Source organism: Citrobacter sp. wls714, assembly GCF_005281025.1.
GTDB classification, from domain to species: Bacteria; Pseudomonadota; Gammaproteobacteria; order Enterobacterales; family Enterobacteriaceae; genus Citrobacter; species Citrobacter werkmanii.
Window position 1 is genome coordinate 1 of the sequence record NZ_SZWZ01000098.1, and the last position, 13,998, is coordinate 13,998.

The window sequence follows — 13,998 nt, forward strand, 5'->3', positions numbered from 1 at the left end:
AAAAACCGCCGGAAGATCCCGGCGGCGGTGGCTTCGTAACGGCTAAGATGAAACACGAGACCGTCACGACATAACTAACAGGCAATGCAATAATTACGATTTATTGTTGCCGTGGCTATTTTTGCCCCCTTTCTTGCCTGCTTCTGAAGCGCGTTGCGGGTCATTCTTAAAGTTACCCCCGCTGTGCTGGCCACCTTTTCGACCTGCTTCTGATGCTCTTTCGCGGTCTTCCGCAAAGTTACCGGAACCGCCTCGATGGTTTGCCATTACTGACCTCCGTCATTGATTAGACATCATATTGCATAGGTACTGAGGAGTGATACCTCAACGCAGCGTCTGGGCGATGCCCTTGTTTTCGCTACGTGGAATTAAGCTTAGTGAAGACCGGCCTGTTGACCAGCAAACTGTAATATCCTGCAACAGGATCCGCCGCATAACCAAAATAATAACATCAAGAAATCAATAAGCCTTTCTTATGACTACCGAATTTCTCCCGGTTAAATATGTATCATTTTGCAACAAAAGAGGATGTTATAAAAATTGTTATAAATCAAAGAAGTGTTTGTGAAATTTGCACTCCTGACAGTACGTCATATCTTTATAGGTAGGTAGCGAATCGCTACGGACACGGTTAACTCGAGGAGTAGTGTAAAATGGCAAAAGTTCTGGTGCTTTATTATTCCATGTACGGACACATTGAAACTATGGCCCATGCAGTTGCAGAAGGCGCGAATAAGGTAGACGGCGCGGAAGTCATCATTAAGCGTGTACCGGAAACCATGCAGCCTGAGATTTTCCTCAAGGCGGGCGGTAAAACACAAAATGCACCAGTCGCCACCCCGCAAGAACTGGCTGATTACGACGCCATCATTTTTGGTACCCCGACACGCTTTGGCAATATGTCCGGCCAGATGCGTACCTTTCTCGACCAGACTGGCGGGCTGTGGGCTTCCGGCGCGCTGTACGGCAAACTCGCCAGCGTATTCAGCTCAACGGGGACCGGCGGCGGTCAGGAACAAACCATTACCTCAACCTGGACGACGCTTGCCCACCATGGGATGGTGATTGTGCCTATCGGCTACGCAGCGCAAGAGCTGTTTGATGTCTCACAGGTTCGCGGCGGTACGCCTTACGGCGCAACCACTATCGCCGGAGGCGACGGCTCCCGTCAGCCAAGTCAGGAAGAGTTGTCTATCGCCCGCTATCAGGGTGAATATGTCGCAGGTCTGGCAGTAAAACTCAACGGCTAATCTTCAACAGGAGGATTCGAATGCCAACTCAAGAAGCGAAAGCCCATCACGTCGGTGAATGGGCAAGTCTGCGCAATACATCGCCGGAAATAGCCGAAGCCATTTTTGAAGTCGCGCATTATGACGAGAAACTGGCGGAAAAAATTTGGGAAGAAGGTAGCGATGAGGTGCTCATCAAAGCCTTTGAGAAAACAGACAAAGATTCGCTCTTTTGGGGTGAACAGACTATCGAACGCAAAAACGTCTAGCGCTCTGACTCCCCCGCTCGCACGGGGGAGTTTTTCTTTTACTTCGCCGCCTCATTCAACACGCTATCGAACTTATCGATCGGGCAAAAGCCGTTCGCATCTATCGGACACCCTTTCAGCTCCAGGGTCACGCGCTGCGCCGGGGATTTCAGCGTCAGGACATCCGCATTACGCAGTTGCTGCGAGCTTTGATAGACATATTCGATTTTCATCAGATCACGATTCGCCTTGCTGTCATGCCAGCGCTGGAAGACAATCTTCCCGCCGATCGGCGTACGCTCGTTCTGATCGTGAAGCTGGTACGGTTTGAAATCCAGCGCGGTGAGCAGCGAAGCAATGTTTGAGTCATGCCCCACCAGCACGGTTATTTTCGGCGCTTTCGCGCGTTCGGTAACCAGCGCATTATCAATATATTTCACCAGCGGTTTGGCGACGTTCTGCGCAACTTCCGGCGAGGTGAACAGGCTGTCCTGATAGCCATTTTTCAGCTTCGACAGCACCTTCCACTGTTGATCGGACTTAATTTCCCCCCAGGCAACCTGGTCCATCGGGAAACCTTCGTAATATTGCAGCGTAAAAGCATCGACCAGCGAGTTCCCCACCTTTAATGGTCCTGACACCCCCGGCTCCTGCTGGTATTTGGCGCTGAACGTATCTTTAGCGTCGGTCAGGGAACACTGCTGTTTTTCTTTGCAGGACGGCGAGTCTTTGTAGTCGGTCATTTGCTCAAGCAATTGATAGCTGTCGCTGAGCTGCATTTTGCTGCGCTCTTTTTCCATCGCCTGGACGGCCTGCTGGCTGAAGGCGGCAGAATCATCGGTGATCACCGGGTTAAAGGTGGGATCCATGGTACCCATTTTTTCCTGATGATGAACTGGAACGTCACACCCCGGGAATGCGCCAGTGACAAAGAACTGCGCCGTAGCAACCGTACGCTGCAGGCTATTCGCATAGGTATAGACCGTGTCCGGAGCCGGACATTCGCCCGTTTTCACCATCCCTTGCTCTGCCAGCCACTCACGCATGTAGTGACCCATATAGACTTCCAGCACGCCGCCTTTGGTGGTGAGTTGCCCGCCTGGAACATCCCATTCCGGCCATTGTTTAGGCGTGGACTGCTCAAGAACGCTGCCGTTATTGGCTAAAGGTGCACGTAAGTTATGCCGACTCATCATCAATACTTGCTGAAGCTGATAGCCTTCCGGCGCGGTCTGCGCGTACGCGGCGCCTGACACTAATACAGCCCCTGCCACGGCTGCGGCGATTAACGATTTATTCATCCCTACGACCTCTTGTTGTTATCAATCACAACAGAGTGTGACAGAAACAGGACATTTTTCCGGGAACGCTTTCGCAAAACAGGGCATCTACCGTGTTGTTTTAATACCGAATTCGCTATTGAGTTTGCGGATCCCTAGTGGGGTAAAGGTGACATGGCGACTACCGGTCTGCGTTTTAATCCACTTTTGTTCGGTAAACCAACGTAGCAGCGTTGCGCCAAGCACGCCGCCAGGATGGTAACGTCGCTCACTCCAGTCCAGACAACCGCAGGCTAATTTCCGCCGTGCTGAGCCAGTAAAGAGGACGATCCCCATTTCCGTCAGCTTTTCCTGCCCGAGTTCAGTTAGCGTTTCACCATCCGGCGTTAACCACTGGCGGGAAACGAACGTATCAAACAGTCTCACCGCCACTTCTCCGGCGAGATGGTCGTAGCAGGTGCGGGCATGCCGCAAGCTCAGGGGCGTGGTGATTTTTCGAGGGGTAGATGTCGCCCACGCCACCCCCATCAATCGTTCCAGCAGCTCAGCAATCTCTGTGCCTGCGAGGCGAAAATAACGATGCCTTCCCTGAGCGAGCGCCACCACAAAATGTTGTTCGCACAAACGCGCCAGGTGCGCGCTGGCGGTTGAAGCGGATACATCCGCGACAGCGCTGAGTTCGGTCGCGGTCCAGGCGCGGCCATCCATCAGCGCGCACAGCATACGCGAGCGCGATTTATCGGCCATGACTGCTGCAGTGAGCGCCATGCGCGACTCCAGTTCGCCCTCTTCTTCCTTTAACATCACCGATGCCATAGTGACCTCGTTGGCCCTGAATATCTGAATTAACGATGCCATGAAAGCGCGCTTAAGTCACCGAAGGGTCACACCGCACGTAACATCATCTCCACACCCAGTCCGAGCAGACACAACAGAAAACAGCGTTTAAACACCAGCGGTGAAATAACTCGACGTACGCGGGTCCCCATCCACTGACCAATCAGCGCGGGAACAATAGCCAACGCCGATAAGCTCAGCGACTGTGCAGGCAGCGCGTTGTGCCACCACAGTCCAAGCGCCAGTGCCAGCGTTGAAAATGTGAAAGAGATCCCCAGCGCCTGCACCAGTTCATCTTTATCAAAACCCAGAGATTGGATCCAGGGCACCGCAGGCATCACAAATACGCCGGTTCCGCCGGTCAGCAAGCCGGTAACGAATCCAATAACGAGGGAGTACGGTTTTTCACGGTGCGCGGCCACCGCGATCTTCTTGCCCGCCAACGTCCAGATGGCGTAAGCCACCAGCGCTACGCCGAGCGCAAACTGGGTACGGGCCGTGTCGCCGCCGGTAATCCAGGCACTGGCAAGCAGGGTCGCTACCACCACCATCAACAGCATTGGCCACAGCCGTTTGAGTAATCTGCGCGTATTACCACCGCCGCCAAACTGGAACAAATTACTTATAAGTGAGGGTAATAGCAGCATTGCCGCTGCGGCAACCGGCGAAATAAGCGATCCGAGGATTCCCATCGCCACGGTGGGTAACCCCATACCGGTGACACCTTTCACCATGCCTGCGAGGACAAATGTCGCGGCAATCATCATTACCAGAGAAGGTCCAAACGCTACAGAACTCGTCATGTTGCATTTTCCTGCAAAGAGAAGGTGACCTATTCTGAACACCAATCACCCTGCTTACTTCGCCAGACAACGAAATATGTCCTCCCGTTTTAGCGACGGCAGCATAAAAAATGCCGGGTTTCCCCGGCACGATTATCAGAACGTTTTCGCCCACCACAGCCGAAGCTTCATGCCCCAGTAGCTGGTCCAGCCGCTGGTTGTAGACATCACCCGGCCTTGCGACATCACCACCAGCGTGGGCGTGACGCTGATTGCCCAACTGTGGGAAATGGCCCCGTTTGCATCATTGATGACCGGAAAGTCCACGCCTTTTCGCGACAGCCAGCGGGATACCTCGGCTTCATTACCGGAGCGCAGCGCAATGGTCATCACGTTTTCCCCTTCCGAACGTAGCCTGGCGACTTCCGGCGTCGTGAAGCGACACACGCCGCACCAGCTTGCCCAGAAATAGAGCAATACCGGCTCGTTTTGACTCAGCGCCGCCAGCGTGACGGTTTCACCATCCAGCGTTTGTAAAGGCGTACTGTCAAACGAGGCGGGGAGCTGTGGCGCACGCCAGGCATCCATCAGCAGCATCACACCGGCTAACAACGCCAGTAAGATCACCCCTTCGCGCAGCCAGCGGCGCAGCTTACTGACCATTGGCTGCCGCCAGTTTTTCTTTTACGACTTCCTCAAGCGTTTCCCACGGTACCGCGCCGGGAATGAGTTCATCGCCAATAATCGTTGCAGGAGTACCTTGCACCCCGACCAGTCGCGCCAGTTGCAGATTCGTACTCAGCGTTTCAGCACTTTGCGCGTCCAGCGTCACCGGAGTGGCGCCCGCTTTTTCCTGGGCCTGCTTGATACTCACGTCAGTATGATAGCCCTTCTTCTGCATCAGCTTTTCATGCAGCGCCAGAAACTGCTGCGGATACTGATGCCAGGTGGTCAGCACGATCCGCGCCGCCAGTTCCGAACTTTCCCCTTTAAATGGCAGAGGTTTAATGACCACCGCCACGTCAGGATATTTCTGCACAATTTTCTCCAGCATCGGATCGAGCTGTTTACAGTATGGACAGTTGTAATCGGTAAAGTTTATCAGCGTCAGTTTCGCCTGCTTTGCACCAATACGTGGACTGTTGGGATCGTTAAACAGGGCTTCCTGGATAAGCGCTTCGATTTGCTTTTCCTGTTCCGGGGTAAATGGCGCAGGCTCTTTCGCCACGCTGACGACGGAAAACAGGGTTAACAGCAGAACAATCATCATCTTCATGGGGTGACTCCTTTGGCATCATTCAACGTTTGCAGTACCGCATCGCGGGTTAACAACGTTGGCAACGCCTGACCTTCCGGCAGACCGGGGCCATAAATTTGGTTATACGGCACAGCAACCTGGCCGCGTTTTTTCAGAAATTCGGTGATGGCTTCAGAAGGGAGCGTCCAGTCGCCGCGCAGCGCCACCACATCCGGCTGTTGCAACGCGGTCTGGACGTCATCTTTATGCAAGACGTTGTATTTATTTACCTTACAGGTAATGCACCAGTCCGCTGTGACGTCAATAAACACACGTTTGTGTTGCGCCAACGCCTCTTCAATTGCCTGCTCGCTAAGCGGCTGCCAGTTGACGCTCTCTTTAGCGCTACTTTGCCCTGCCAGCCCTAAATGCGGGAGCAGCAATGTCGCAAGCCAGATAGCCGAACCCAGCATCATCACGCCGAGCAGACGCCGCAGGATATTCATCCAGCTCCCCGGCCGCGGCAGGCGCAGCGCCAGACCGGGACGCAGGGCCACCAGCAGCCACGGCAGGCTCATCCCCAGACCCAGCGCGATAAACAGCCCCCACAGCGTCGGTAATGAGGCCGTCAGCGCCACCGCCACCGCCGTTCCCAGAAACGGGGCACTGCACGGCGTGGCGAGCAGGGTCGCAAATGCGCCTTGCCAGAAATGCCCCGACAGACCGTTGCCGCCGTGAGTCGCCAGCGAGGTGGTCATCGCCGAAGGCAAGCGGAATTCAAACCACCCGAACAGGCTGGCGCTAAACGTCAGCATCACCAACACCATAACGCCAATGAACCACGGATTCTGGAACTGGATCCCCCAGCCAAGCGCCTGATTGGTTAACCGCAGTACCGTCATCAATAGCGCCAGAGCCATAAAGGAGACCAGTATTCCGGCTACCGATGCGAGGAACTGACGACGAATCTGGCGGCGGCTTTTTTCCTCGACCAGTAAAATCGAACCCAACTTCATGCCCAGCACCGGTAACACGCAGGGCATCAGGTTGAGAATCAACCCGCCCAATAGCGCCATTAGCGCCACCTGCCACAGCGGGAGTGAGGCGTTATCACTGGCTGGCGCTTCACCAATAGCAAGACGGCTTTCCTGTGCCACGCCGTTATCAGCCAGCACCAGCGTGACCGACTTACCGCGCAGATCCGGCGCGCCTTCCCCCCAGCCATCATGTACAGGTACCGTGGCGCGTAGCGTTTCCCCGTCAACCTGGATTTGCGGCATACCAAAATCCGCATCATCTACGGCATCCAGATACAGCCCAGGCGCAGTCCAGCCTGCGGCGCGCTGCGCCTCAACGACCAGCTCTCCGGCACGCGCTCCGGCATGAAGAGAATCAGTCAGGCCACTGGCGAGCGGGATCTGCCCCATCGCCTGAGCGTAGTCATGCGCAAAAGTCGGATCCTCGGCGGTGGGCGTTACGGAAAAAGGGAAATCCGTCAACAGGCAAACGTTGCTACAGGTGGATAGCGTCAACACGCCGCTAAGCGTGGCAGGCGATCTGCCGCGCACCATCATCGGGAACGTCACCCGATCGTGATACCCCTGGGTGGTGATATTGGCGACCTCAAAACGCGCAGGGGTTGGCCAGAACCAGTCAACCGTGGGCATTTCGCCCTTCCAGGCGATAGACGGCGCGACGCCCCCCTCCCCCGGCGAACGCCAGTAGGTTTTCCAGCCATCTTCCAGTTTAACATCCAGCAGCAGACGGGTTTCACCAGCGACTGACGTATCGGCGCGTAATCGCACACTGGCGTGATCGTTATCGGGTGAGCGTAGCCAGCCGGGTTCAGCCGCCCAGGATACGGGCAGCCAGAGTAATAACAGACAGAGCAGCGCCTGCCTGAAAACAGTCATCATAGTTTTTCTCCGTGAATAATTATCTAACAGTCAGCAACGGCTGTTCTGTCATTCACGGAAGACGCAAAATCGGAGATGTACCCTAAGAGTGGGCGGCGAGATGGCTCGCGGTGGGAAAAAAGGTAAACGAAACGCCCGCACAGGTGCCAGCAGCGACAGCAGCAGACACAGCGCCAGAATAATGCCTTCAAACAGTACCGGTGGCGCAGCCAGTAACGACTTCGCACTCAGTTCACATGGCGTAACCGGGGTAGCCTCATCAGGTTGCGCTTGTTCGCTTGTGACAACGTTTGGAGCAACGGTGTTCATCTGCAACGCATGCAGGCCCGCCATGCGCTGCGCGGTGCAAACCATCACCACAACACATGCCAGACAGAGGAACCACCATCCCAGCCGTTGACGTTTCGCCATTCTACCCTCACTGATTGATGCGGGTTATCTTAACCACTCGCCAGGTTTTAGCAACCTTTGCGCTGTAAAGTTATGTCCTGCTATTTGAAGGTTATACACACCCTCGCGCAATAAACACACTATACGTGAAATGATTACCAATCATATTTTCAGCATTATTTATTACAGTATAACATTGCGAATCAAATACCCATTAAAATGTCACGCTAGTTATTATTCATTATTTATAAAGGATACCCGATAATATTTCACATCAGCAGAAAACAAGACACCTCGAATGTACCGCCATGTATTGATGCGTAAATGAAAGTAAGGGTCAGCACATTTGCAATGTGAATATCGTATTATAGCGAAACGCAATGGACACCGGTTCATTTCAAGAACAACTTGTTTAATAAATGTTATTTAGAGTATATGGAAATGAAAAAATATTTATTACCCCTGATTGGATTACTTTTCACAGTTAGCGCTCAGGCCGCAACATTTACCGACGGCAAAGAATTTATCTCACTTGAGAAACCTGTCGCTACAGCACCGGCGGCGCTGAAGTTTTTCTCGTTTTACTGCCCTTCATGCTATCAATATGATGAAGTGTTTAAAGTGACTGATAACGTGAAAAAAGTTCTGCCTGCTGATGTCAAACTCACCGAGTATCACGTCGACTTTTTAGGCCCTTTGGGGCAAGACATGACGCATGCCTGGTCCGTCGCAATTCTCCTGAACGTGCAGGACAAAGTGAAACCATTGTTGTTTGATGCCGTGCAGAAAAAACAAACGATTAAGACAGCAGACGATATTCGTAACGTATTTATCAACGCCGGTGTTAGCGCCAGCGATTATGATGCCGCGTGGAATAGCTTTGCTGTGAAATCGCTCACCGCTAAACAACAGGAAATGGCTAAAGCTGTAGATTTAAAAGGTGTGCCTGCCATTTTTATTAACGGTAAATATATGATCAATCCGAAGGGGCTGAAATCAGATGACCTTAATTCTTTCGTACAGAACTATGCAGATACGGTCCGCTTCCTGATCACCAAATCCTGATATTTCGCTAACCCGACTATTCGCACCACACAACAGACGCCACAACCTTGTAAAGCGCTGTTGGTGGTGCGACTCCATTGTTTATAACGATATCCTTTCTTCCCGGTTGGCATTCGCCGTTATCAGGATTACCCTAAACTTAGCGGTGACACCTTTTGTCAGGGTTCACCTTCTGCAAGTGTTGATTTACACGAGAGAACGCTATGGAATTAAAGGATTATTACGCCATTATGGGCGTGAAACCGACAGACGATCTCAAGACAATCAAGACCGCCTATCGTCGACTCGCCCGTAAATACCATCCTGATGTCAGCAAAGAGCCTGACGCAGAAGCCCGGTTCAAAGAGGTCGCTGAAGCCTGGGAAGTACTGAGTGATGAACAGCGACGCGCCGAGTACGACCAGTTGTGGCAGCACCGCAACGACCCTCAGTTCAACCGTCAATTCCAGCAAGGAGAGAACAAAAACTACAGCGCCGAAAATTTCGACGATATTTTCTCCTCCATTTTTGGTCAGCATGCACACCACACGCGACAGCGCCATGCCAGCCGCGGACACGATATTGAAATTGAAGTTGCCGTATTCCTCGAAGAAACGCTCACTGAGCATAGCCGCACTATCAGTTACAACCTGCCGGTTTACAATGCCTTCGGTATGGTTGAACGGGAAATTCCCAAAACGCTGAACGTTAAAATCCCGGCAGGCGTGGGCAACGGTCAGCGTATCCGTTTGAAAGGCCAGGGTACCCCTGGTGAAAACGGAGGACCGAACGGTGATTTGTGGTTGGTGATTCATATCGCACCGCACCCACTGTTTGATATCGTCAATCAGGATCTGGAAGTTGTCGTTCCCGTAGCACCGTGGGAAGCCGCTTTGGGCGCGAAAGTGACCGTACCTACGCTGAAAGAAAGCATCCTGTTAACCATCCCTGCGGGCAGTCAGGCCGGGCAGCGGTTACGCATTAAGGGCAAAGGTCTGGTGAGTAAAAAACATACCGGCGATTTGTACGCGGTGATCAAAATCGTGATGCCGCCGAAACCTGACGACGCCAGCGCCGCTCTGTGGCAACAGCTGGCAGATGCACAAAAGACCTTTGATCCGCGCAAAGAGTGGGGGAAAGCATAATGGCTAACGTCACCGTCACCTTTACCATTACCGAATTTTGTCTGTACACCGGTGTATCAGAAGAGGAACTGCATGAGATTGTCGGCTTAGGGGTGATTGAACCCCATGAAGACGAGACCTTTGACGATCATGCCCTGACCGTAATGCGACGCGCAATGCGTCTGCGCCAGGAGCTGGAGCTTGACTGGCCGGGAATCGCCGTTGCGCTGACGTTGTTAGAAGAGAACGCGCAGTTGCGTCAGGAAAACCGCGTGTTGCGCCAGCGCCTGTCTCGCTTTATCAGCCATCCGTAGTACGTTGGGGTCAGCATCGCGCTGGCCCTTTTATGATCCAGTGTCCGCGCTTAATGACATTGCTCAGCGAATGGCATACAGTCAGAATAAGAAATATCTCCAACCATAAGACGTTAGGCCATGCAGCTTAAACCCCTCACTAAAGGTCGTTTTCACAATATCTGGCAGCAGGATGATGCCTTAATCGAGAAAATATTCCAGGAGTTGCTCTCTGAAACTCAGATTATCCTGGAAGATGAATATCTCTATCGCCAGGGACAAATTGTTGATCGACTGATTATGGTGCAGTCGGGCAGAATTTCTTTGCGCTACAGCGCTGAGAATGGGCGTCGTTTTCAACTGGGCGCAATGGAATGTGATGAACAACTGTTTGGAGAAATGGAGTTTTTTACCGGTTACCGCTGCCAACTGGATATCGTAGCCGAAGAGCCGCTGACCGTAGCAGTGTGCAGCTGTGAACGCCTGGAAGAGGCGCTGAACCAACACCCCAGACTGGCGATATTTTTCGCCAGCGCGATGGCCGTTGACTATCAGGATATGTTAGAAATTTTCCTGCACCGGATGCTCTACCCAATCGTACACAACGTAGCGTACGACCTGTATCGCCAGCATCAGAACAAGCAACCGATGGATGGTTTTCATAAAAAATATCAGGAAGCGGAGCGATTCGGCACGACCGACAGGGTATATCGACGGGCGGTAAAAGCGTTGACGGATGCCGGGCTGGTAACGCGTACGAAACAAGGTCTGGAAATTAAGGATCTGGAAGGTTTACGCCAATTTCTCGGTAACGACATCATTGACTGACACACCAACCATTCTGAGTGTTGGTGTGCCGTCGGGTCGCTATCAGAACTTATAGGTGAGGTTGAAGTAGTGCCCAAGACCGGTGGTGCGCCCTGCTCCACCGTGATTTTCCATCAATGCCATATTGCGGAAATACTTCAATCCATAACCTACCGCATAGTGCTCTGAATGCCAGTAAATTCCGTTATACCATTCAATCGCGTTATTGCTATACAGCGGCTGGTTAGCAATCTTGTTAGCGGCAAACTGATAGTCAAAATATCCCTGATAGTTGAGATAGCTGCCGTTAGCGAAGGTATAGAACGGCGTCGACCAGTTGGTCGAGAACATGTAACCATCCCACTTGCCTTCGTTATCCGCGCCATAGTTTTCACGAACATAGTGGGCATAGATGTTCATTCCCACCATACCAAACCATGGGACCTTAACATCCGTACCTAAACCGACATAATGTTCAAACAATTCCCGATCGCCGATGTTATTCACCGTCGCGATATAAAATTCGTTAAATGGGCCAACGGATAAATCTTTATTGAAAATAGCATCCAGGGAAAACCGCGGAGATATCTTGGCGAAGAAGTTATCACCACCGTGACGATCGTCCTGCTTGCTGTCTAAAATATCGAAGAAATCGACATAACCATACAAATCGATAATTCCGGAACGTGCACCGAACTCCAGTTCCAGATAGGTGTCATTACGAATACCATACGGTACTTTCGCATCCACACTTTGCATTAAATTCAATTGCATCCAGTTAAAATCATTTTTACGAATATTGCCATCGGTATAATCAGCCGCAAGAGCTTGCGTACAGCTGATAGCAATTACAGTACCCAGAACTGTTTTTTTAAGCATTGATATTTTTTTCTTCAGCATTTTCAATTCCTTTGAGTAAGGTTGTGTGTCGCCCCACCCGATAAAGGGTGTGGCGGCTGGCTATCTAATTAAGGAGGTAAGCGTTATTACTGTATTTATTTACGTTTGAGTTTGAGTGTCCCCATCAGCATGACGAAGATAATTAAATACAACACCGGTATTGCATACATTATTTTCTGCAATCCCATCGTTTTTTCCATCAGAGCACTGATCGCAGGACTAAACATAGCCCCGGCGCTACCACTAATTAAAATATAAGAAACGTTCTGACTACTCGCACGCTTAACAAACGAAACGCCATAAGCAATAAAGGAGTTATACAACGCCGCACAGACAAACCCATAACTGTAAGCAAGATAATCAAGCCCAGAGATCTGTTCTTTCGTAACGATAATGGTAGTAATCACACACGCCAGAAGAATAATACTGAGCAGGAAATAATGGATCTTCACCCGGGAAACAATCACGGTAGATACTAACGCCCCGACCAGCGCAGCCCCCCAGTATTGGGTAATAATATTCCCGGCCTCTTCAAATGGAATACCAAACTTGTTCTTCACAAATAACGGTGCCCAGGTGAGGAAGGTATACAGCGCCAGCATGCCTAAAAACAGACCTATACCGCCGCTGATAATCCCAGGATTCCACTCTGATTTCACTGCATCTGTGCGATCCGCCGCAGGAGCCGTTTCACAGGCATTGAAGCGGGTTAGTATCACAACTCCCAGCGTGAGTAAGGCCACTATGCCAACGCTAAGGTAGCTATAACTCCACGACATATTATGCGTCAGGGCAAAGGTAGTGATCAGCGGAAAAACCACGCCCGCAACGTTAAAGGTGGCATCCTGAACCACCAGCATCGTGCTCTGTATGCGATCCTGCCAAACCGAAACCACGATTGTTCCCGCCACGCACAGACCAATACCGCCGCAGAATCCCACTAAGGTCATGGCGACCATCACCGGCCATAAGCCGGGGCTTAAGTGCATTGCCAGCGCGCAGAGGAACACTATCGAATAGATAATCAGCGTCATACGCTTCACACCGATTTTTTCTATCAGGAAAAAGGCGGCGATGGTCCCAGCTAGTGCTCCGCCATTGAGTAACGAAAATATCGAGGCGACAGTATTTACATCGGCACTGTAGCGTACTGCAATCGGTTCAATCAGCATGCCGAATTGGCTGGCAAACCCTGCCATAATAAAATTTGCCAGAAAACTAATCAGCGTAAGTGCTATTTTATTCTTCATATAATGCCATCTCTGATTGGTTCAATTAAAAGACGGGGCTAAGCCGTAACGGCCGTATTTAGCGCCAGCTCTATCATATTTTTAAAGGTTAACTGTCGTTCTTCTGCCGTCGTTTCTTCTCCTGTCAGGCAATGATCGGATACGGTTAAAATAGCCAGTGCTTCAATACTAAACTGATGCGCTAGTGCATACAGTCCAGCTACTTCCATATCCACCCCCAGCACACCGAATTTTTCCAGTGCCGGAATTAAATTTTCGTCAGGATCGTAATAAAGGTCGCCACTGAAGACGTTACCGACCTTAATATCGATTCCGGCCTTTTGTGCCAACGTCCACGCCTGCTGTAATAATGGAAAATGCGCAGACGTCGCCATTGCGTAGCCCGCGCTACGTTTTAAATTAGTAACGGAATCCGTTCCGGCAGCGACGGCAAGGATAATATCGCGCATTTTGACATGATGTTGAGTTGCCCCCAGGCTACCGACGCGAATAATTCTCTGCACGCCAAAATCATGTACCAGCTCATGGGCATAAAGCGTCATTGAAGGAATGCCCATGCCGTGTCCCATTACCGAAACAGGTTGTCCAAAATAAAGACCGGTATAGCCCAACATATTGCGCACATTGGTAACTTTGAATCGCCACAGATAATCTAGACACT

The 13,998-nt window shown here is 51.5% G+C and carries 17 protein-coding genes; 6 read left to right on the forward strand and 11 right to left on the reverse strand.

The genetic code is table 11. The annotated features are described in order from the left end of the window. Positions 1 to 93 precede the first annotated feature (93 nt). Complete coding sequence (locus tag FDX11_RS22910; protein ID WP_003036022.1) at positions 94 to 267, reverse strand: general stress protein; 174 nt, start codon at positions 265 to 267, stop codon at positions 94 to 96. A 386-nt stretch (positions 268 to 653) separates the two neighbouring features. On the opposite strand from FDX11_RS22910, the gene wrbA reads away from it, so the two are divergent. Both wrbA and FDX11_RS22920 read left to right on the forward strand, forming a co-directional pair. Next, positions 654 to 1,250 carry an NAD(P)H:quinone oxidoreductase gene (wrbA, locus tag FDX11_RS22915; RefSeq protein ID WP_003036019.1) on the forward strand — a complete coding sequence of 199 codons (597 nt, stop codon included), beginning with the start codon at positions 654 to 656 and terminating at the stop codon, positions 1,248 to 1,250. A 20-nt stretch (positions 1,251 to 1,270) separates the two neighbouring features. Then, entirely contained in the window at positions 1,271 to 1,498 is a 228-nt protein-coding gene (locus FDX11_RS22920) for a YccJ family protein (protein ID WP_038639537.1), read from the forward strand. A 38-nt stretch (positions 1,499 to 1,536) separates the two neighbouring features. On the opposite strand, the gene agp is transcribed toward FDX11_RS22920, so the two are convergent. The 7 genes from agp to FDX11_RS22955 form a co-directional block, all read right to left on the reverse strand. Beyond that, positions 1,537 to 2,778 carry a bifunctional glucose-1-phosphatase/inositol phosphatase gene (agp, locus tag FDX11_RS22925; RefSeq protein WP_042314118.1) on the reverse strand — a complete coding sequence of 414 codons (1,242 nt, stop codon included), beginning with the start codon at positions 2,776 to 2,778 and terminating at the stop codon, positions 1,537 to 1,539. An 87-nt stretch (positions 2,779 to 2,865) separates the two neighbouring features. Beyond that, positions 2,866 to 3,573 carry a helix-turn-helix transcriptional regulator gene (locus tag FDX11_RS22930; protein ID WP_137398576.1) on the reverse strand — a complete coding sequence of 236 codons (708 nt, stop codon included), beginning with the start codon at positions 3,571 to 3,573 and terminating at the stop codon, positions 2,866 to 2,868. A gap of 68 nt (positions 3,574 to 3,641) precedes the next feature. Beyond that, positions 3,642 to 4,397, reverse strand: coding sequence for a sulfite exporter TauE/SafE family protein (locus FDX11_RS22935; protein WP_137349319.1), 756 nt, complete (start codon positions 4,395 to 4,397; stop codon positions 3,642 to 3,644). A 135-nt stretch (positions 4,398 to 4,532) separates the two neighbouring features. After that, positions 4,533 to 5,039 carry a protein disulfide oxidoreductase gene (locus FDX11_RS22940; protein WP_079224749.1) on the reverse strand — a complete coding sequence of 169 codons (507 nt, stop codon included), beginning with the start codon at positions 5,037 to 5,039 and terminating at the stop codon, positions 4,533 to 4,535. Further along, positions 5,029 to 5,652: a DsbA family protein gene (locus tag FDX11_RS22945; protein ID WP_137398577.1), complete on the reverse strand. Its 624-nt coding sequence runs from the start codon at positions 5,650 to 5,652 to the stop codon at positions 5,029 to 5,031. Before FDX11_RS22945 ends, FDX11_RS22940 begins: the two co-directional genes overlap by 11 nt. Further along, a complete protein-coding gene (locus FDX11_RS22950; RefSeq protein ID WP_137398578.1) occupies positions 5,649 to 7,529 on the reverse strand; it encodes a protein-disulfide reductase DsbD in 1,881 nt (626 codons plus the stop codon). Before FDX11_RS22950 ends, FDX11_RS22945 begins: the two co-directional genes overlap by 4 nt. A gap of 48 nt (positions 7,530 to 7,577) precedes the next feature. Beyond that, on the reverse strand, positions 7,578 to 7,940 hold the full coding sequence (locus FDX11_RS22955; RefSeq protein WP_137349317.1) for a copper resistance protein: 363 nt from the start codon (positions 7,938 to 7,940) through the stop codon (positions 7,578 to 7,580). A 420-nt stretch (positions 7,941 to 8,360) separates the two neighbouring features. Here FDX11_RS22955 and dsbA point away from each other — a divergent pair, with 420 nt between their 5' ends. From dsbA to FDX11_RS22975, 4 genes are all read left to right on the forward strand, one after another. Beyond that, positions 8,361 to 8,984 carry a thiol:disulfide interchange protein DsbA gene (dsbA, locus tag FDX11_RS22960; RefSeq protein WP_042314130.1) on the forward strand — a complete coding sequence of 208 codons (624 nt, stop codon included), beginning with the start codon at positions 8,361 to 8,363 and terminating at the stop codon, positions 8,982 to 8,984. A gap of 203 nt (positions 8,985 to 9,187) precedes the next feature. After that, complete coding sequence (gene cbpA / locus FDX11_RS22965; RefSeq protein ID WP_042314132.1) at positions 9,188 to 10,108, forward strand: curved DNA-binding protein; 921 nt, start codon at positions 9,188 to 9,190, stop codon at positions 10,106 to 10,108. Continuing rightward, the gene (gene cbpM / locus FDX11_RS22970; protein WP_042314134.1) at positions 10,108 to 10,401 is read left to right on the forward strand and encodes a chaperone modulator CbpM; all 294 of its coding nucleotides are present in this window, start codon (positions 10,108 to 10,110) and stop codon (positions 10,399 to 10,401) included. The genes cbpA and cbpM overlap by 1 nt, the downstream gene beginning before the upstream one ends. A 120-nt stretch (positions 10,402 to 10,521) precedes the next feature. Continuing rightward, on the forward strand, positions 10,522 to 11,208 hold the full coding sequence (locus tag FDX11_RS22975; protein WP_042314136.1) for a Crp/Fnr family transcriptional regulator: 687 nt from the start codon (positions 10,522 to 10,524) through the stop codon (positions 11,206 to 11,208). A 42-nt stretch (positions 11,209 to 11,250) separates the two neighbouring features. Here FDX11_RS22975 and FDX11_RS22980 read toward each other — a convergent pair whose 3' ends face one another. The 3 genes from FDX11_RS22980 to deoD form a co-directional block, all read right to left on the reverse strand. Further along, entirely contained in the window at positions 11,251 to 12,087 is an 837-nt protein-coding gene (locus FDX11_RS22980) for an outer membrane protein OmpK (protein ID WP_042314138.1), read from the reverse strand. Positions 12,088 to 12,182: 95 nt separating this feature from the next. Next, the gene (gene tsgA / locus FDX11_RS22985; protein WP_042314140.1) at positions 12,183 to 13,337 is read right to left on the reverse strand and encodes an MFS transporter TsgA; all 1,155 of its coding nucleotides are present in this window, start codon (positions 13,335 to 13,337) and stop codon (positions 12,183 to 12,185) included. A 38-nt stretch (positions 13,338 to 13,375) separates the two neighbouring features. Further along, positions 13,376 to 13,998 (reverse strand): purine-nucleoside phosphorylase (gene deoD / locus FDX11_RS22990; protein ID WP_137398579.1); only part of this gene is annotated, 623 nt, incomplete at its 5' end.